Source organism: Flavobacterium sp. T50_26 (assembly GCF_057652995.1).
Genome location: NZ_JBYFCC010000011.1, coordinates 53,478 through 70,988, shown reverse-complemented (window position 1 = coordinate 70,988; position 17,511 = coordinate 53,478). Strand labels below are relative to the sequence as shown.

At 33.6% G+C, this 17,511-nt stretch carries 18 protein-coding genes; 5 read left to right on the top strand and 13 right to left on the bottom strand.

The annotated features are described in order from the left end of the window. The first annotated feature begins 59 nt into the window (after nt 1-59). Together AC23MC_RS08345 and AC23MC_RS08340 are read left to right on the top strand one after the other, a co-directional pair. Nucleotides 60-971, top strand: coding sequence for an AEC family transporter (locus AC23MC_RS08345; protein ID WP_487570641.1), 912 nt, complete (start codon nt 60-62; stop codon nt 969-971). Nucleotides 972-1,003: 32 nt separating this feature from the next. After that, nucleotides 1,004-2,398 (top strand): FAD-binding oxidoreductase, encoded by a 1,395-nt coding sequence (locus AC23MC_RS08340; protein ID WP_487567933.1) that lies wholly within the window; start codon nt 1,004-1,006, stop codon nt 2,396-2,398. Here AC23MC_RS08340 and AC23MC_RS08335 read toward each other — a convergent pair whose 3' ends face one another. The 13 genes from AC23MC_RS08335 to AC23MC_RS08275 all read right to left on the bottom strand — a co-directional run bounded on the left by AC23MC_RS08335 (nt 2,399) and on the right by AC23MC_RS08275 (nt 15,463). Further along, a complete protein-coding gene (locus AC23MC_RS08335) occupies nt 2,399-2,968 on the bottom strand; it encodes a hypothetical protein (RefSeq protein WP_487567934.1) in 570 nt (189 codons plus the stop codon). It lies immediately after the preceding gene. A gap of 238 nt (nt 2,969-3,206) precedes the next feature. Beyond that, nucleotides 3,207-3,785 carry a hypothetical protein gene (locus AC23MC_RS08330; RefSeq protein ID WP_487567935.1) on the bottom strand — a complete coding sequence of 193 codons (579 nt, stop codon included), beginning with the start codon at nt 3,783-3,785 and terminating at the stop codon, nt 3,207-3,209. Between the two features lie 44 nt (nt 3,786-3,829). After that, the gene (locus tag AC23MC_RS08325; protein ID WP_487567936.1) at nt 3,830-4,597 is read right to left on the bottom strand and encodes an MlaD family protein; all 768 of its coding nucleotides are present in this window, start codon (nt 4,595-4,597) and stop codon (nt 3,830-3,832) included. A 6-nt stretch (nt 4,598-4,603) separates the two neighbouring features. Beyond that, nucleotides 4,604-5,353, bottom strand: a complete 750-nt coding sequence (locus tag AC23MC_RS08320; protein ID WP_487567937.1) for an ABC transporter ATP-binding protein — start codon at nt 5,351-5,353, stop codon at nt 4,604-4,606. Beyond that, nucleotides 5,350-6,195 carry an MlaE family ABC transporter permease gene (locus tag AC23MC_RS08315; protein ID WP_487567938.1) on the bottom strand — a complete coding sequence of 282 codons (846 nt, stop codon included), beginning with the start codon at nt 6,193-6,195 and terminating at the stop codon, nt 5,350-5,352. The genes AC23MC_RS08320 and AC23MC_RS08315 overlap by 4 nt, the downstream gene beginning before the upstream one ends. A 225-nt stretch (nt 6,196-6,420) precedes the next feature. After that, nucleotides 6,421-9,771: a preprotein translocase subunit SecA gene (gene secA, locus AC23MC_RS08310; protein WP_487567939.1), complete on the bottom strand. Its 3,351-nt coding sequence runs from the start codon at nt 9,769-9,771 to the stop codon at nt 6,421-6,423. Nucleotides 9,772-9,853: 82 nt separating this feature from the next. Continuing rightward, the gene (locus tag AC23MC_RS08305) at nt 9,854-10,075 is read right to left on the bottom strand and encodes a DUF2795 domain-containing protein (RefSeq protein WP_002986941.1); all 222 of its coding nucleotides are present in this window, start codon (nt 10,073-10,075) and stop codon (nt 9,854-9,856) included. A 184-nt stretch (nt 10,076-10,259) separates the two neighbouring features. Next, nucleotides 10,260-10,832, bottom strand: a complete 573-nt coding sequence (locus tag AC23MC_RS08300; protein ID WP_487567940.1) for a cob(I)yrinic acid a,c-diamide adenosyltransferase — start codon at nt 10,830-10,832, stop codon at nt 10,260-10,262. Nucleotides 10,833-10,914: 82 nt separating this feature from the next. Continuing rightward, nucleotides 10,915-11,784, bottom strand: a complete 870-nt coding sequence (locus tag AC23MC_RS08295) for an ATP-grasp domain-containing protein (protein ID WP_487567941.1) — start codon at nt 11,782-11,784, stop codon at nt 10,915-10,917. 4 nt (nt 11,785-11,788) lie between these two features. Beyond that, nucleotides 11,789-11,923 carry a hypothetical protein gene (locus AC23MC_RS08290; protein WP_487567942.1) on the bottom strand — a complete coding sequence of 45 codons (135 nt, stop codon included), beginning with the start codon at nt 11,921-11,923 and terminating at the stop codon, nt 11,789-11,791. Nucleotides 11,924-11,958: 35 nt separating this feature from the next. After that, nucleotides 11,959-12,648: an ABC transporter ATP-binding protein gene (locus AC23MC_RS08285; RefSeq protein WP_248434807.1), complete on the bottom strand. Its 690-nt coding sequence runs from the start codon at nt 12,646-12,648 to the stop codon at nt 11,959-11,961. Between the two features lie 73 nt (nt 12,649-12,721). Further along, nucleotides 12,722-13,543, bottom strand: coding sequence for an O-methyltransferase (locus AC23MC_RS08280; protein ID WP_487567943.1), 822 nt, complete (start codon nt 13,541-13,543; stop codon nt 12,722-12,724). Nucleotides 13,544-13,603: 60 nt separating this feature from the next. Beyond that, complete coding sequence (locus AC23MC_RS08275) at nt 13,604-15,463, bottom strand: ABC-F family ATP-binding cassette domain-containing protein (protein WP_300060730.1); 1,860 nt, start codon at nt 15,461-15,463, stop codon at nt 13,604-13,606. Between the two features lie 225 nt (nt 15,464-15,688). On the opposite strand from AC23MC_RS08275, the gene AC23MC_RS08270 reads away from it, so the two are divergent. From AC23MC_RS08270 to AC23MC_RS08260, 3 genes are read left to right on the top strand one after another with little or no spacing between them, the layout of a single operon-like run. After that, nucleotides 15,689-15,910, top strand: a complete 222-nt coding sequence (locus AC23MC_RS08270; protein WP_487567944.1) for a hypothetical protein — start codon at nt 15,689-15,691, stop codon at nt 15,908-15,910. Beyond that, nucleotides 15,907-16,212, top strand: a complete 306-nt coding sequence (locus AC23MC_RS08265) for a hypothetical protein (protein WP_487567945.1) — start codon at nt 15,907-15,909, stop codon at nt 16,210-16,212. The genes AC23MC_RS08270 and AC23MC_RS08265 overlap by 4 nt, the downstream gene beginning before the upstream one ends. A 9-nt stretch (nt 16,213-16,221) precedes the next feature. Then, nucleotides 16,222-17,391 carry a glycosyltransferase family 2 protein gene (locus tag AC23MC_RS08260; protein WP_487567946.1) on the top strand — a complete coding sequence of 390 codons (1,170 nt, stop codon included), beginning with the start codon at nt 16,222-16,224 and terminating at the stop codon, nt 17,389-17,391. Nucleotides 17,392-17,511: the final 120 nt, after the last annotated feature.

Here is a 17,511-nt window from a genome sequence, read left to right as displayed (position 1 = left end):
GCTAATTTTTTAAACCGTTTTTATTATTCAAAAGTGTATTTTTGAGTTTTAAAATAGGTATGGATAACATCATTTTAATTTTTCTTTGTTTAGCTCTTGGTTTTGGATTGCAATTTCTCAAAAGTTTTCCCAAAAATGGATATGTAGCACTCAATCATTTTGTGATTTATATTTCGTTGCCAGCGTTGGCTTTGTATTATATTCCGAAAATTGAAATTTCTTCAAAATTACTTTTTCCAATTGGGATTGCTTGGATAGGATTTGGCTTGTCATTTTTATTTTTTTACAGTTTAGGGAAATGGCTCAATTGGTCCAAAAAACTTATTGGCTGTTTGGTTTTAACTGGTGGCTTAGGTAATACATCATTTGTTGGGTTTCCCGTAATAGAAGCATTGTATGGTCAAGATGGATTGCAGACTGCAATCATTGTGGATCAACCAGGTTCGTTTGTAGTTTTGGCTACTTTAGGGATAATTGTTGCTTCTGTTTTTTCAAAAGGAGAAGTTGATTCAAAATTAATAGCAAAGAAGATTTTGTTCTTTCCACCCTTTAATGCTTTTGTAATGGCTTGTTTACTGAATGTTTTGAAGCTTGATTTTCCAGAAATGATGCAATCTGTTTTTTATAAAGTAGGCGGAACCGTATCAACAATTGCTTTGGTTTCTGTAGGATTGCAATTGAAAATTGATAAAAATAGTCAGCATTGGAATTTTTTAGCGTTAGGATTGTTTTTTAAATTGATGCTAACGCCTTTATTTTTCGTGATTTTATACAAATTTATTCTCAGAGGTCAAGGTTTAATAGTTGATGTTTCTATCATGGAATCGGCGATGGCTCCCATGATAACCGGAGCAATTTTGGCATCAACCTATGGATTAAAACCTAAATTGAGTAGCATGATGATTGGTATTGGAATTCCGCTTTCATTTTTAACCTTAGCTTTTTGGTATTGGCTACTTTCGTTGTTATAATTTTTTTACCTTTATTGGTTTAAAAATAAACTATGCAGCTCAATTCCGAAATTCTAATCAAATTAGAAAATATCGTTGGTCAATCATTTGTTTTTACCGATGAAGAAACCCGAAATCACTATGGTCACGACGAAACCGAAGCGTATGTTTTTCCGCCAAATGTTGTAGTAAAACCATCCTCCGCTTTAGAAATTTCTGAAATTTTAAAAATAGCCAATCAATACAAAATCCCGGTTGTTCCAATTGGTGGAAGAACAGGGTTGAGCGGCGGAGCATTATCAGTTCAAGGCGGAATCGGACTTTCGATGGAACGATTTAATAATATTCTATCTATCGACGAACAAAATTTACAAGTGATTACCGAACCCGGTGTGATTACGCAAGTATTACGTGAAGCCGTTTCTGAAAAAGGTCTTTTCTATCCGGTCGATCCAAGCAGCATGGGAAGCTGTTTCATCGGTGGAAACGTAGCCGAAAATTCCGGTGGAGCAAGAGCTGTAAAATACGGCGTAACCAAAGATTATGTTTTGAATTTAGAAGTTGTTTTGCCTACCGGAGATATTATTTGGACCGGAGCCAATACCTTAAAAAATTCAACAGGATATAACCTGACACAATTGATGGTTGGAAGCGAAGGAACGTTGGGAATCGTCACAAAAATTGTTTTAAAATTACTTTCGAAAAATACGCATAACGTATTGATGTTGGTTCCGTTTTACAAAGCGAATGAAGCTTGTGAAGCAGTTTCCGCCATTTTTAGAGCAGGAATTGTGCCTAGTGCATTGGAATTTATGGAACGCGATGCCATTGATTGGGCTTTAGAATACATTGATGGATTGAACGTGCAAGTAAAACCTGAAATTCAAGCTCATTTACTTATCGAAGTAGATGGGAATTATCCCGAAATTTTGATGGCTGATGCCGAAAAAATTATGACCGTTGTAGAACAATTTCAAATTGATGACATTCTTTTTGCCGATACCGAAGACGAAAAAAATGCCTTATGGAAAATGCGTCGCAGTATTGCCGAAGCAGTTAAATCCAATTCAATTTACAAAGAAGAAGATACGGTTGTTCCGCGTTATGCTTTGCCAACATTACTAGAAGGAATCAAATCCATTGGAAAAAAGTATGGTTTTAAATCGGTTTGTTATGGTCATGCCGGCGATGGAAATTTACACGTTAACATCATCAAAGGCACGCTTTCTGACCAAGAATGGAATTCAGAAATAACCAAAGGAATTCGAGAAATTTTTGAATTAACCGTTTCTTTAAACGGAACTTTATCCGGCGAACACGGCATTGGTTACGTTCAAAAAGAGTATATGGATATCGCTTTTTCTAAAACACATTTAGAATTAATGGAACGAATTAAGTTTGTTTTTGACCCGAATGGGATTTTGAATCCAGGGAAGATTTTACCTTGATTACATTCCCAATTTTTTTTGAATTTCTGGAGCCAATAATTCGTCAAAATAATTAAATTTAGGTTTTTTTTCTACAAATTTCCATTTATTTCCTGTTGAAGCAGAAGTAACAGCAATCCAAGTTACATTTTCTTCAATTAAATAACTATTTCGATTTGCTTCATATTTAACTGATTTATAAGTAGGTATTTCTTTATAAGCTGCTAAATCTTTCTTAACTTGGTCATTTGTAATTTTGTTTTCTAAATTAATTCGAAACGAGTTTTTAAATGTTATCACACAATATTTTGTGTTATCAATTTCAAAAATTGAACTATATATAAAAGTCATTGTAGGAAATACGATTCGATGTCCTAAAACGTCATTTTGAAACCATTCATCTAAACTTGAAGTGATTGTTTCATTTGTGTTTTTTTCAAAATAATTTTGATGATAAAGCGAAGTAATGTCATCTAAACTCATATTGTAATGAGCGTCATAAAACTTTTTAGTTTCTAATTTCAATTGTTCTATAGTTTGAGCTTGAGAGTTCAAAATAAAAAGTAGAAATATTATAATACTATTTTTCATCGGAATGGATTTTTAACATATATAAACTTGTCAAATATAATACCAAGTATTTAAAAATAACAAAAGGGATTAAAAAATTAATCCCTTTTGTTTTTCTTCTCGCGTTTCTCCTCTTTTTTCTCTTTTGCCGTTTTTAAAGGCTCTTTCTTTACGTTTTTCTTAGCATCTTGACTCTTTGCCATAATTTTTTGGTAATGCCATTAGAAGCATTAAAGTAAAGATAGTATTTATTTTTTAATTATTGCAAACCTAGTTGTTTTACAACATTTTCTCCTAAAACCATGTTTAACAATTGGGGTTGATTTTTATCGTAATTAATCAATTTCCATTTGTTTTGGGTGGCTTCTTCCGAAACGGCAATCATAATATCTTTTCCATCGATATAAAATGCATTACGGTCTTTTTCAAAAGTAACTTTTTTGGATGTCATGGTTGTTTTCAACGATTTTTCAATCGAATTTTTTTCTTCCTCCGAAAGCGGATTTTCAAAAATCATTCGCATGGCTTGCGGATATTCTACCACACAAATTTTCTTTCCGTCAATTTCTTTAACTTCTGAAAAAGTAAATGTTGTTTTTGGATGAACTAACCGAATGCGTAATTGATCATTTTGAAAAGTTTCATCCAAAATCGTTAGCATAGTTTCTCTATCAGCTATTTCAAATACTTTAGGATGTGTATAATCCAGAATTTTTTCAAATTCCATGTTATATGTTGATTCATACATTTTTACACAATCCGCTTTTAAAGTTTCCAAGGATTGAGAAAAACATAGATAATTTAGCAGAATAAAAAGGAATGTCAATTTAAATTTCATAAGTATATTTTTATCAAAAATATAAATCTTTCCAATAACTAAAATTAATTTTTCTTCTTTTTTGCTTCTTCTGCTTTGCGTTCTTCTTCTTTTCTGATTTTTTCTTTTTTCTCTTCGGCCTTTTTCTTCGCTTTTTGTTCTGCTCTTTCTTTTCTATTAAAATAGCCTTTTAAAAGAAAATTTTCTTTAGCAGCTTCCATATTTTCGTTCAAACCTTTTGTACTTCGTTTAAGATTTACCATTGTCTGACTTAAATTTTCGGCAATTACAGTATCTTTAATTAACCTTCCAAGTGTTCCTTCGCCACTATTAATGTTTATCATAATGTCTGCCAATTCATCCGAAATTATTTCTGCATTATCAACTGTAGATTGTAAACTTGCCATAATTGCATCAATTTCAACTGGCTCTAAAGATTTTAAGTATTGACCGTCTTTTGCAAATGAAGCATTGTGTGTTCCTTGCGTAATTTGAAGCATTTTATCACCAATTAAACCCTCAGAAGCAATGGCAACTTCGCTATTTGTTTTGATGTATTTTTGCACTTCTTTTCGGATAAATAGGTTTACTTTAACGGTAGAATCATTGATAATTTGAATATTATCAACCGTTCCTACATCAATTCCGGAAAAGCGAACTTTATTTCCAACTTGCAGTCCACTCACATTATAAAAAGTGGTGGTGAGTGAATAAACCGGATTGAATAAGTTTTTTTGTTTTCCGATAATGAATATTGCAAAAACAAATAATGCTATACCTCCGGCTACAAATAAACCGAGTCTGATTTTGAAATTTTGAGAATGAGTTTCCATATTTTTTTAATTAAAAAATGATTGTAATGTTGTATCTGTTGATGTTTCGAAATCTTCTAAACTTCCTTCTTTATATATTAATCCTTCGTCTAACATAATAATCCTATTGGCTGTTTTTTGAGCACATTTGATATCGTGTGTAATAATGATGGATGATGTTTTATATTTTTTTTGAATTTCTAAAATAAGCATACTAATTTCGTTTGATGTAATCGGATCAAGTCCGGTTGTTGGTTCATCGTATAACATTATTTTCGGATCAATCACAAGTGTGCGAGCTAAACTGATTCTTTTTCGCATACCGCCCGAAAGTTCAGAAGGCATTTTGTCGATGGAATCGGCTAAGCCAACATTTTCCAAAACTTCTTTTACCTTTTCTTCTATTTGTTCTTCAGTGAGATCTTTTTTTATCCGTCGTAGCGGAAATTCAATATTCTGTCTCACCGTCATCGAATCATATAAAGCTCCACTTTGAAAAAGAAATCCCATTTTTTCTCTAATAGAAGCTAATTCTTTTCCCGAAGCAGCTGTCATGTTTTCATCAAAAACAGAAATTGTTCCACTATCTGTTGGCAATAATCCCACCAAGCATTTAATTAGAACCGATTTTCCTGTACCGGATTTTCCCAGAACAACTAAATTTTCTCCTTCGTATAACGATAAAGTAACATCTTTTAAAATCACCTGATTGCCAAATGATTTTTTAAGATTGGTTATTTCAACCACTTTTTTTCTATTTGTTTGATCTGTCATCATATAAACATATCTGTAATTTGAACTGCAATCATATCGATTATAATCACTAATAATGAAGCTAAAACTACCGCAGAATTGGCTGCTTTTCCAACACTTTCTGTTCCTCTTCCGGCATTAAAACCTTTATAACAACCAACCAATCCAATAGCTGCTCCAAAAAAGAAAGTTTTGATTAAAGCTGGGAAAAAATCAATAAATTCAACCGGTTTGAAAGCTTGTGAAAAGAATAGCACAAACGGAACATCTCCTTTAATATTTGCTCCCATCCAACTGCCTAAAATCCCTAAACCATCGGCATACAAAACCAATAGTGGTATCATTAATGTTGTGGCCAATACTCGAGTAACAATTAAAAATCGAATCGGATTGGTGGAAGAAACTTCCATGGCATCAATTTGCTCGGTTACTTTCATCGAACCTAATTCTGCTCCAATTCCTGACCCTATTTTTCCTGCACAAATTAATGCGGTGATTACCGGACCCATTTCTCGAATAATTGAAAGTGCAACCATACTGGGCAACATGGTTTCTGCACCAAATTTTATTAAAACCGGACGTGATTGAATAGTAAGAACCAACCCCATAATAGTTCCTGTAATAGAAATTAGCGGTAAAGTTTTATAGCCAATTTGATAACATTGTTTCAAGAATTCTTTGAACTCAAAATCCCTAGAAAATGTTTCTTTAAATATTTGTGTAATGAACAACGTTACATCAGCAGTTTTTGTTAAAAATGAACTTGTTTCTTCTTTTTTACGAAGTGTTTTATCACTCAATTTGATGATTTGTTCTTTGGTTTGATTAACCGACGGTATAATTTTTAAATTGGAGAATTTTTTCATGATAAATTTACCGGTTAATTATTTAGATTAATGCTATTATTCTTTTAGTGAAGAAGTGGCGTAGAATAATTTTTCTTATAATCTACAAATTTCTATTTTTCAGCAAATGTTTTGTTATACAACTATTGTAAAACGTTATATAATTCACACATGAAAATGTTTATAAATTAAAAAATCCTCAAAAGTTTTCACTTATGAGGATTTGCAATTGTTTGTTTATTGTTTCTAAGAAACGAGAACCCATTCGCCGCTTGCAATCATGCTTTCGGCTTTTTTATATTTCATTGTTTCCGTTTTTCCGCTCATTACGTGTTTTAATGTAACGGTGTCATTTCGGTTAATTTTTGGTGTTTCACGAACAATTGTCTCAGTAATCGGTTGACGTTGCGTTTGTCCGGCTTCGCGATTTTGTTCACCTAATGTATCTGAGTTTGGAATTTCATCTTTCGAAGTTTGATAATTTTCCTTTTGACGAACTTCTTTAGCTTCCTGAATATTTGCTGTGTTTTGATTTGGCAAATCACCTTTGAAAAGGAATGAAATCACTTCTTTATTCACTTTGTCCAACATCGTTCTAAACAAATTGAACGCTTCAAATTTATATATCAGCAACGGATCTTTTTGCTCGTGAACAGCCAATTGAACGGATTGTTTCAATTCATCCATTTTACGAAGGTGTTTCTTCCAAGCTTCATCAACAATAGCCAATGTGATATTTTTTTCAAAATCAGCAACCAATTGTTTTCCTTCTGTTTCGTATGCTTTTTTAAGATTCGTAACCACATTCAATGTTTTTTGACCATCACTAAACGGAACGACGATTCGCTCGTATTGATTATTTGGATTTTCAAAAACATCTTTTATGATAGGGAAAGCTTCTCTGGCATCTCTGGCATTTTTTTCATGATAATAAGCCAATGCTGCTTTGTAGATTTTTCCGGTAATTTCCATTTCGGAAAGTTTGTTGAATTCACTTTCAGTAATTGGCGATGTAATTGAAAAATATCTTATCAATTCAAATTCGAAATTTTTAAAATTTGAAGTTGCTTTATTTTCGTTGGTGATGTTTTCGCAAGTATCATAAAGCATATTAGCAATATCCACTTTCAAACGTTCACCATGCAAAGCATGTCTTCTTCTTTTATAAACCACTTCACGTTGCGAATTCATTACGTCATCATATTCCAACAAACGTTTACGAACACCAAAGTTGTTTTCTTCTACTTTTTTCTGAGCTCTTTCTATCGATTTGGTCATCATCGAATGCTGAATCACTTCACCTTCTTTCAAGCCCATTCTATCCATAACTTTGGCTACTCTTTCTGAACCAAATAAACGCATTAAATTATCTTCTAACGAAACATAAAACTGCGAACTTCCCGGATCTCCTTGACGACCGGCACGACCACGCAACTGTCTGTCAACACGACGTGAATCGTGTCGTTCTGTTCCGATAATGGCCAAACCTCCTGCTGCTTTTACTTCCGGGCTTAGTTTAATATCCGTTCCACGACCGGCCATATTGGTTGCAATGGTTACGATTCCGGCTTTACCGGCTTCGGCAACAATTTCTGCTTCTCTTTTGTGCATTTTTGCATTCAAAACGTTGTGTGGAATGTTTCTCATCTTCAACATTCTACTCAATAATTCTGAAATTTCAACTGAAGTTGTTCCAATTAAAACCGGTCTTCCGGCTAAGGATAATTTGGTTACATCTTCAATTACAGCATTAAATTTTTCGCGAGTCGTTTTATAAATTAAATCTTCCTGATCTTTTCTTGCCATCGGACGATTGGTTGGAATTTCCACCACATCCAATTTGTAAATTTGCCAAAGTTCACCCGCTTCTGTTACAGCTGTTCCCGTCATACCCGCTAATTTGCTGTACATACGGAAATAATTCTGAAGTGTAACCGTTGCAAAAGTTTGCGTTGCGGCTTCAATTTTTACATTTTCTTTGGCTTCAATCGCTTGGTGTAATCCGTCAGAATAACGACGACCATCCATAATACGACCGGTTTGCTCATCTACAATCATGATTTTATCTTCCATGATTACATATTCTACATCTTTTTCAAAAAGAGTATAGGCTTTCAATAATTGAGTTAGCGTGTGAATGCGTTCCGATTTAATCGAAAAATCTTGAAACAATTTCTCTTTTTCTTCAGCTTCGGCATCTTTAGCCAAATTCATTTTTTCAATACGGGCAATTTCATAACCAATATCCGGCAATACGAAGAAATTTTCATCGGTATCTTGTGATAAAAACTTCACACCATTATCGGTTAATTCAACTTGATTGTTTTTTTCTTCGATAACAAAATACAACGCTTCATCAACCTTTGGCATTTCACGGTTGTTATCTTGCATGTATTGATTCTCCGTTTTTTGAAGTAATTGTTTGATACCTTCTTCACTCAAAAATTTAATCAATGCTTTATTTTTCGGCATTGAACGATAGGCTCTCAACAATTGAAAACCACCGTCTTTGGTGTTTCCTTCTTTGATTAAGCGTTTGGCTTCCGTTAAAAATCCGGTAGCTAAATTTCGTTGTAGTGAAACCAAGTTATCAACTTTTGGCTTCAATTCATTAAATTCATGTCTGTCACCTTGCGGAACCGGACCTGAAATAATTAAAGGTGTTCTGGCATCATCAATCAAAACCGAATCGACCTCATCCACAATAGCAAAATTATGCTTGCGTTGTACTAAATCGTTTGGCGAATGAGCCATATTGTCTCTCAAATAATCAAAACCAAATTCGTTATTTGTACCATACGTAATATCTGCTTCGTATGCTTTTCTTCTCGCATCCGTGTTTGGTTGATGATTATCAATACAATCAACGGTTATGCCGTGAAATTCAAATAATGGAGCTTTCCAAGTACTATCACGTTTTGCCAAATAATCATTCACAGTAACCAAATGGACACCGTTTCCGGTTAACGCATTCAAATAGAGTGGAAGGGTAGCCACCAACGTTTTTCCTTCACCGGTTTGCATCTCAGCAATTTTTCCTTGGTGCAATACAACTCCACCAATCAACTGAACGTCGTAGTGAATCATATCCCAAGTGATTTCTTTTCCGGCAGCATTCCAAGAATTTGCCCAAACAGCATTATCACCTTCAATAGAAATATAGGATTTTGAGGCTGAAAGCTCAATGTCTTTTGGCGTAGCTTTTACGGTAATGTTGGTATTGTCTTTAAAACGTTTTGCTGTTTCTTTTACCACAGCAAACGCTTCAGGAAGAATATCATTTAATGTTTTTTCTGAAATTTCATAAGCTTCTTTCTCCAAAGCATCGATAGAAAGATAAATGTCTTCTCTTTTATCAATATCCGAAATTTGATCCACTTCAGCTTTTAGTGTAGCAATTTTTGCATCTTTTTCTGCACGAGCTTGCTTTATTTTTTCTTTGAAATAAGTAGTTTTAGCACGCAATTCATCATTTGAAAGAGATGAAAGACTGCTTTCAAACGATTTTACTTTAGTAATAAGAGGTTGTATTGCTTTGACATCTTTTTCGGATTTGTCGCCCACAAATGCTTTAAGAATACTATTAATGAAACTCATAATGGTTGTTTTTTTAAATGTGCAAATTTACACAAAAAAAAAGCCTCGTGTGAGACTTCTTTCTGGTGTTTTTTATTTTTGATTAATATTCGTCCTCGTTCCAAAGATAATCTTCGTCTGTAGGATAATCCGGCCAAATTTCCTCCATCGATTCGTAAATTTCGCCTTCGTCTTCTATAGATTGAAGGTTTTCCACTACTTCGAGGGGAGCTCCCGTTCTGATGGCATAGTCAATAAGCTCATCTTTGGTGGCTGGCCACGGTGCATCGCTTAAATAGGATGCTAATTCTAATGTCCAATACATCTTCTATCGATTTAATTTTATGCAAAAATAAATTTTCTACTGACATAGTCAAGTAAAAAGTGATTTATTTTACCAAAAAGTATTTTTTTTACTTTTTTAAAGGGTAAGAACGTGTTTAGAAAAGTGTGCAGTAATCAGTATTTAGTGTTCAGTAATTAACTGCCAACTAAGAACTGCTAACTGATTACTCCTTCCTCGGAATCCATTTTACTTCATCCGCTTGAAGGTCAAACGACAACTTTCGTGCCAAGACAAAAAGGTAGTCAGAAAGTCGGTTTAAGTATTTTAAAACCTGCTCATCTGTCGGTTCTAACTCGTGAAGATGCACCGATAGGCGTTCTGCTCTTCGACAAACACAACGGGCAATATGACAATATGACACAGTTGTGTGTCCGCCCGGAAGTACAAAATGAGTCATCGGAGGCAACGCATCGTTCATTGTATCAATTTCATTTTCCAATAATTGAATGTCTTCTTCCGAAATTCGATTAATGTTTAAACGCGGTTGACCATTTTTTAAAACTTCTTTTTCCGGAGGTGTGGCTAAAATGGCTCCAACGGTAAAAAGTCGGTCTTGCACTTCAATTAAAACATTTTTATACAATTGATTGATGTTTTGGTCTCGAATTAATCCGATGTGCGAATTCAATTCGTCCACCGTTCCGTAACTTTCAATACGAATGTGGTGTTTGGGAACGCGTGTTCCGCCAAAAAGTGCTGTGGTTCCGCTATCGCCGGTTTTTGTGTATATTTTCATTTTTTAAGTTGCTGAGATTCTGAGTTGCTAAGTAACAGAGTTTTTATTTTGCTAATTTACGAAGTTTTTTTTACTCAGTTACTCAGTATTTCAGCGACTCAGTAACTCTTAAAAAAGCTTCAACACATCTTTCTCTTGCTCCATCAGCCAAATCAAAATATAAATCGGGTTCAATGAGTTCGATTTCCATTAAGTGAAGTTTATTTTCGATAACAATTCCATCCACGCGAGCATATAATAATTTTTCTGAAATTTTAGATAAAACTAATTCAGCTTGAAGCAATAAATCAGCATTGGGTTGAATTAAACTATATTTTCCGCCGTATTGAATTTGAACTCTAAAATCATTTTCTACTGGTTTTTTGTTGACGGCGTGCGAAAACTTTCCATCAAAAAAGATGAAGGATGTTTCGCCCAATTCTTTTATTTCCGGACGAAATTCCTGTAAAAGAAAATCTTTGGTTTCAAAATGTTCTTTGTATTCTGTTTGGATGGATTTTAATTCACTTCGATCAATTAATTTAGTCAAATAACTTCCTGCGGAAAATGCAGGTTTTATGACAATTTTTTCCCAACTTTCAGGAATTAAAGTTTGTAAATTTGAAGTTGAATTTTTTTCTAAAAAAATAGTCGGAAGTATTGAAATTCCTTGGTTTTCTAATTCTTTTAAATAAAATTTATGTTTGTTTTTTTGAATGATTGAAATAGGATTGAGTGTTTTAATTCCTAACGATTCAATTTTATCCAACCATAAATTAAACGCAATTTCTTTTTGATAATAATCCCACGTATTTCGGAAAATAAGGTAATCAAATTCAGTCCAATCGACCGATTCATCATCCCAAATCACTGCTTTTGCAGCAATATTTTCCTTTGCAAAAAGCGGAATTAATTTTTGATCCGATTCTAAAAGTTCAGGTAATCGGGCACAAGTGAGTATTCCAATTTTCATCAGATTATTGTTTCTTTTTGGAATAATAATTGGTTTTAAAACTGCGATTTCGGCGATTTCCTCTTTGTTTGTTTGCTATTCTTGTTACAATAATAACAGCCACAAAAAGAACAATCATGACGATAATAAGTGTTTTCATAGTTGTAAAACTTATAAAACAAAGTTACAAATTGTTTATTTTATCCGCTCGTCTTTTTCGATAATTCCGTCTCGCAAACGAATAATTCGGTGTGCATAGGCTGCAATTTCTTCTTCGTGAGTAACCAAAATTACCGTATTTCCGTTTTTGTGAATTTCGCCAAACAAAGCCATGATTTCTTCAGATGTTTTGGAATCTAAATTTCCGGTTGGTTCATCGGCCAAAATGATAGAAGGTTTGTTTACTAAGGCTCTTCCAACTGCCACACGTTGCCGTTGACCACCCGAAAGTTCGTTGGGTTTGTGATCCATTCTATCGGCTAATCCCACTTGCGTGAGCACTTCTGTTGCCCGTACATTTCGTTCCGATTTTGAGTAACCGGCATAAACCATTGGTAAAGCTACATTGTCCAAAGCCGTTGTTCTTGGCATCAAATTGAAAGTTTGAAATACGAATCCAATTTCTTTATTTCTGATTTCGGCTAACTCATCATCGTGCATTTGACTTACGTCTTTTCCATTCAAAATATATGTTCCGGATGTTGGCGTATCCAAACAACCTAAAAGATTCATTAACGTTGATTTTCCTGAACCCGATGGTCCCATCAAAGCAACATATTCACCTTTGTTAATTTCTAAATCGATGCCTTTTAGAACATAAATCGTTTCACTTCCTAAAATAAAGTTTCGTTTTAGATTGGTTATTTTGATTAATGGATTTGCCATAGTTAATTGAGAATTTAGAAATCGGATATTGTAATTTTCTTATAAGTAGAAAAAAATCGGACTTTGTTACAAATTAAATCCTAATTCGTTCAAAAATATACGAACTAATGTTTTTATTTGGATTGATGATGAAATGTTCTTTCTCTTGTTCTTTTCTAAAAAAAACGATTCCCCATTGAAAAGTATCAATCGTAACTGTCACTTTTGAATGATTTTTAATTATTTCCCAAGCTTCTTCCATATCTTTTGACCAATGAATATCATCAAAAATCCAAACCGAATCGTTTGAAATGGTTGTTAATAAAAGTTCAAAGTAGTCTAAAGTTGCTTTTTTAGAATGATTTCCGTCAAAGTAAATTAGTTGCGGGTTGCGGGTTGCGGGTTGCGGGTTTTTGAGGTAGTCTTCAAATTTTGTGTTTACAAATTCAATGTTATTAAGATTTTGTAATTGACATTGATTTTTTGCAATTGACATTGTTTGTGGGCAACCTTCTAGCGTAATTACTTTTGATTTTTTGTTTCCTAATGAAAGGGCAGAAGTAGCCAATCCCAACGAAGTTCCGATTTCTAAAATACTTTCCGGTTGAAAATAGTTCGTAATTCTAAATAATAATTCTGCTCTTTTCGGAGAAATTCCGGCATTTTTTGCAATAGCAGAAATTTTTCTATGATTGGATTTAAAAACTCTTGAGCCAGCACCAAAATCGGTTACTTCAATTATATTTTCGTTTGCTAAAAGTGAGTTTCGGTATTCTTTTAGAATGGAATATTCAGGATATTTCTTTTTATCATAAAAACATTTTGTCACCAAATCAAACACAAATGGAGAGTGAACTCCGTGTTGGTTTTTGGAGTTCCAGATGAATTTTAGATATGATTTTATAATTTGTATCATTTCTCGCAAAGTCGCAAAGACGCAGTTTTTCTTGGCGACTCTGCGTCTTTGCGAGCTAAATTACTCAATTTTCGAAGAAAGTTCAAACCAACGTTCTTCCTTTTCTTCCAATTTCTTTATTATCACTTGCAACTCATTCGCTTTTTTCTCAATAGCATCATCAGTTACTTTACCATCAGCAAACAATTGTTCGATTTGCTTTTTCTCAAACTCCAAATCTTTGATTTCACGTTCTATTTTTTGAAATTCTTTCTGTTCATTAAACGATAAATTTCCGACCGGATTATTTTGCTTCCATGCTTTTTTATCGGCTTTGTTTTCTTCTTTTAACGCCACATCAGCACTGTCTTCATACGCTCTAAAATCGGAATAATTACCAGGAAAATCTTCAATTTCACCTTCGCCTCTAAACACAAATAAGTGATCTACAATTTTATCCATAAAATAACGATCGTGCGAAACCACTAGCAAACATCCAGGAAAATCTAATAAAAAACTTTCCAAAACATTCAACGTTACAATGTCTAAATCATTCGTTGGCTCATCCAAAATCAAAAAGTTCGGATTCTGAATCAAAACCGTACACAAATACAAGCGTTTCAATTCGCCACCACTTAATTTTTCTACAAAATCATATTGCTTTTTCGCATCAAAAAGAAAACGTTCCAACAATTGCGAAGCCGAAATAATTTTTCCTTTTGTAAGCGGAATATATTCACCGTACTCCTTAATAATATCAATTACTTTCTGACCCGGTTTTGGGTTGATGCCACTTTGCGTATAATAACCAACTTTAATCGTTTCACCAATCACCACTTTTCCGGCATCGGGCAACATCGTTTTGGTTAAAATATTCAAAAAAGTCGATTTTCCGGTTCCGTTTTTTCCGATAATTCCAATGCGTTCACCACGCTGAAAATCATACGAAAAATTATCAAGAATCACTCGGTCTTTGAATTTTTTATACAATTTATGAAGCTCAATAATCTTGCTTCCCATTCGTTCCATATTGATTTCAAGCTCCACCACATTTTCTTTTCGGCGACTTTCGGCTTTTTCTTTAATCACATAAAAATCGTCCTGACGCGATTTCGATTTGGTCGTTCTCGCTTTTGGTTGGCGACGCATCCACGCTAATTCTTTCACAAAAAGATTCTGAGCTTTGTCGATACTCGCATTTTCAGAAGTAATTCGTTCTTCCTTTTTTTGCAAATAATACGAGTAATTTCCTTTGTATTGGTATAGTTTTCCGTTGTCCAATTCGATAATTTCATTGCAAACACGTTCCAAAAAAAAACGGTCGTGCGTTACCATAAACAACGTGATATTTTCTTTGGCAAAATAACTTTCCAACCATTCAATCATCTCCAAATCCAAGTGGTTCGTAGGCTCATCCAAAATCAATAAATCCGGACGGTTAATCAAAATTATCGCTAACGAAAGCCTTTTTTTCTGTCCACCCGAAAGACTTTTGACTTTCAATTTAAAATCTTCCAACTTCAATTTAAACAAAATTTGCTTGAATTGCGTTTCAAAATCCCACGCATTATGTTGGTCCATCAAATCAAATGCTCGTTGATAAGCTTCTTCATTTTCAGGGTTTTCCAACGCTTTTTCATATTGCTCAATCACTTTGAGCGTTTCATTATCACTTGCAAAAATGCTTTCTTCGATCGTCAATTCATCTTGCAATTCATTTTTTTGCGACAAAAAAGCCATTCGGATATTTTTTCTAACCACCACTTGACCTGTATCCGGTTCATCAAAACCATTAATAATGTTCATAATGGTCGTTTTTCCCGAACCATTTTTCGCAATAAAAGCAATTTTCTGGTCTTTGTTAATTCCAAACGAAATGTTGTCAAACAGCACGCGTTCGCCGAAGGATTTGGATATATTTTCTACTGAAAGATAGTTCATTTTTTAAATTTAGAATTCTGAAATTAGAATTTAGAAGTGCAAAAGTAATGCTTTATTTTTTCTGAAACGAATGGCTTGGTCTTTATCGGTTATCCGTGTTCCCGCTTTCCATTGCAATCTTTTTTTTCAAAAAAGGATTTCCATTGCAATCGGGGTTAGGAGGGAAATGTAATTGGGTTTTGCATTTCAAAAAAAATCCTTATATTTATTCTTTAATTTAATGTTATGAGCAAAAAGAACCCAAGCCACGAAAAAAAAGACATCAACAAAGTTGAAGAACCGATTACAGAATATAATGTAGAAAAAAATGCTCTTCAAGAAGAGGAATTGCATCCGATATTAGTGAAACTTTTGGAAATATCGATTCAAGATTCTAAAGAAGGAAAAGGGATTTCACACGAAGAAATGCAAAAGAGAATTAAGCTGAAATATCCTTTTTTGAAATGACATATCAGATAATTTGGCAACCAAATTCTGAAATATCTTATTATGATGAAATCGATTTTATTTTCCGTAAATGGAATTATAAAGAGGTTCAAAAATTTCAGGATTTAGTATTCGAAAACTTGAACAGACTTTCAGAAAATCCATTAATTGGAAATTATGATAGTTCAAAAGAAATTTATACAATAATTATTTCTAAGCAAACTAAGCTTTTTTATAGTATTGATATGAAAAATAAAGTAATTGATTTGCTTTTATTTTGGAACAATCTAAAAAATCCGGAAGATTTAAATAAGTTGCTGTAAATTTGCCCTATGCAACTATCCGTCATCATACTTAATTACAACGTTCGCTATTTCCTCGAACAATGTGTGCTCAGTGTTCAAGACGCTTTGCAACACATTGACGGCGAAATAATTGTAATTGACAACAATTCATCCGACGATAGTTGTCAAATGATGAAAACCCGTTTTCCGCACATCAAACTCATTGAAAACAAAGAAAACACCGGTTTCCCAAAAGGAAATAACATCGCAGTTGCCCAAGCAAAAGGCGAACATATTTGCATTCTCAATCCCGATACGGTTGTGGCAGAAGATACTTTCACAAAACTTCTGAACTCGCAACTCGCAACCCGCAACCCGCAACTCGGAATAATCGGTTGCAAACTTATCGACGGCACCGGAAATTTCCTCCCCGAAAGCAAACGTGGCATTCCAACACCTTGGGTGGCATTTACAAAAATCTTTGGGTTGTATAAAATTTTTCCGAAAGTTCAATTATTCAATCAATATTATGCTCAGCATTTAACCGAAAATCAATCCGGAAAAGTAGATATTTTAGTAGGAGCGTTTATGCTAATGCAACGTAATTTATACAATGAAGTAGGCGGATTCGACGAAAATTGTTTTATGTATTCCGACGATATCGACTTGAGTTATACGGTTTTGAAAAAAGGAAAAATCAATTATTATTTTGCCGAAACTACCGTCATTCATTACAAAGGCGAAAGTACAGTGAAAGACGGAACGTATATGAAACGTTTTCAAGAAGCAATGGATTATTTTTATTCCAAACATTTCAAAAAATCAGCCTTTTTTAGTGTTTTTATGAAAGTCGGTAGCTTCTTTTTTGCATTTTTAAAGAAAAATAAAGCGGGAATTTCCAAAAGAAAAATTGACAATTATATTTTAATTTCTGAAAATGAGTTATTAAAAGAAAAACTCGAAAAATTGTTAGGAAAAAATGTGAAACGACTTTCCACCTCTTTTAAAAATGAATTACCTTCGCTATTAAAAGGAATAAATTCAAATATTGAAATCATTTTTGATCAAAACGAGTTAACTTTTTCAACCATCATTTCAGCAATGGAATTGTATAAAAATGAAAAAGTAACCTTCAAAATTATCCCCAATCAAAGTAATTTTATGATTGGAAGCAACAGCAGCAACGATAGAGGAGAAGTCGTGATGATTGAAGATTGAAGAATTTTGATTATTGATTTTTGAAGTTTTAGAAACTCGGTGGAATTTTTAATCCGTGTTAATCCGTGCAATCCGTGTCAAATAAAATTATTGATAATAATAAAAATCAATCCTTTTTTT

Coding starts and splice junctions, on each gene's coding strand:
- AC23MC_RS08345 (WP_487570641.1), top strand. CDS start 60: ATGGATAACATCATTTTAATTTTTCTTTGTTTAGCTCTTGGTTTTGGA.
- AC23MC_RS08340 (WP_487567933.1), top strand. CDS start 1,004: ATGCAGCTCAATTCCGAAATTCTAATCAAATTAGAAAATATCGTTGGT.
- AC23MC_RS08335 (WP_487567934.1), bottom strand. CDS start 2,968: ATGAAAAATAGTATTATAATATTTCTACTTTTTATTTTGAACTCTCAA.
- AC23MC_RS08330 (WP_487567935.1), bottom strand. CDS start 3,785: ATGAAATTTAAATTGACATTCCTTTTTATTCTGCTAAATTATCTATGT.
- AC23MC_RS08325 (WP_487567936.1), bottom strand. CDS start 4,597: ATGGAAACTCATTCTCAAAATTTCAAAATCAGACTCGGTTTATTTGTA.
- AC23MC_RS08320 (WP_487567937.1), bottom strand. CDS start 5,353: ATGATGACAGATCAAACAAATAGAAAAAAAGTGGTTGAAATAACCAAT.
- AC23MC_RS08315 (WP_487567938.1), bottom strand. CDS start 6,195: ATGAAAAAATTCTCCAATTTAAAAATTATACCGTCGGTTAATCAAACC.
- secA (WP_487567939.1), bottom strand. CDS start 9,771: ATGAGTTTCATTAATAGTATTCTTAAAGCATTTGTGGGCGACAAATCC.
- AC23MC_RS08305 (WP_002986941.1), bottom strand. CDS start 10,075: ATGTATTGGACATTAGAATTAGCATCCTATTTAAGCGATGCACCGTGG.
- AC23MC_RS08300 (WP_487567940.1), bottom strand. CDS start 10,832: ATGAAAATATACACAAAAACCGGCGATAGCGGAACCACAGCACTTTTT.
- AC23MC_RS08295 (WP_487567941.1), bottom strand. CDS start 11,784: ATGAAAATTGGAATACTCACTTGTGCCCGATTACCTGAACTTTTAGAA.
- AC23MC_RS08290 (WP_487567942.1), bottom strand. CDS start 11,923: ATGAAAACACTTATTATCGTCATGATTGTTCTTTTTGTGGCTGTTATT.
- AC23MC_RS08285 (WP_248434807.1), bottom strand. CDS start 12,648: ATGGCAAATCCATTAATCAAAATAACCAATCTAAAACGAAACTTTATT.
- AC23MC_RS08280 (WP_487567943.1), bottom strand. CDS start 13,543: ATGATACAAATTATAAAATCATATCTAAAATTCATCTGGAACTCCAAA.
- AC23MC_RS08275 (WP_300060730.1), bottom strand. CDS start 15,463: ATGAACTATCTTTCAGTAGAAAATATATCCAAATCCTTCGGCGAACGC.
- AC23MC_RS08270 (WP_487567944.1), top strand. CDS start 15,689: ATGAGCAAAAAGAACCCAAGCCACGAAAAAAAAGACATCAACAAAGTT.
- AC23MC_RS08265 (WP_487567945.1), top strand. CDS start 15,907: ATGACATATCAGATAATTTGGCAACCAAATTCTGAAATATCTTATTAT.
- AC23MC_RS08260 (WP_487567946.1), top strand. CDS start 16,222: ATGCAACTATCCGTCATCATACTTAATTACAACGTTCGCTATTTCCTC.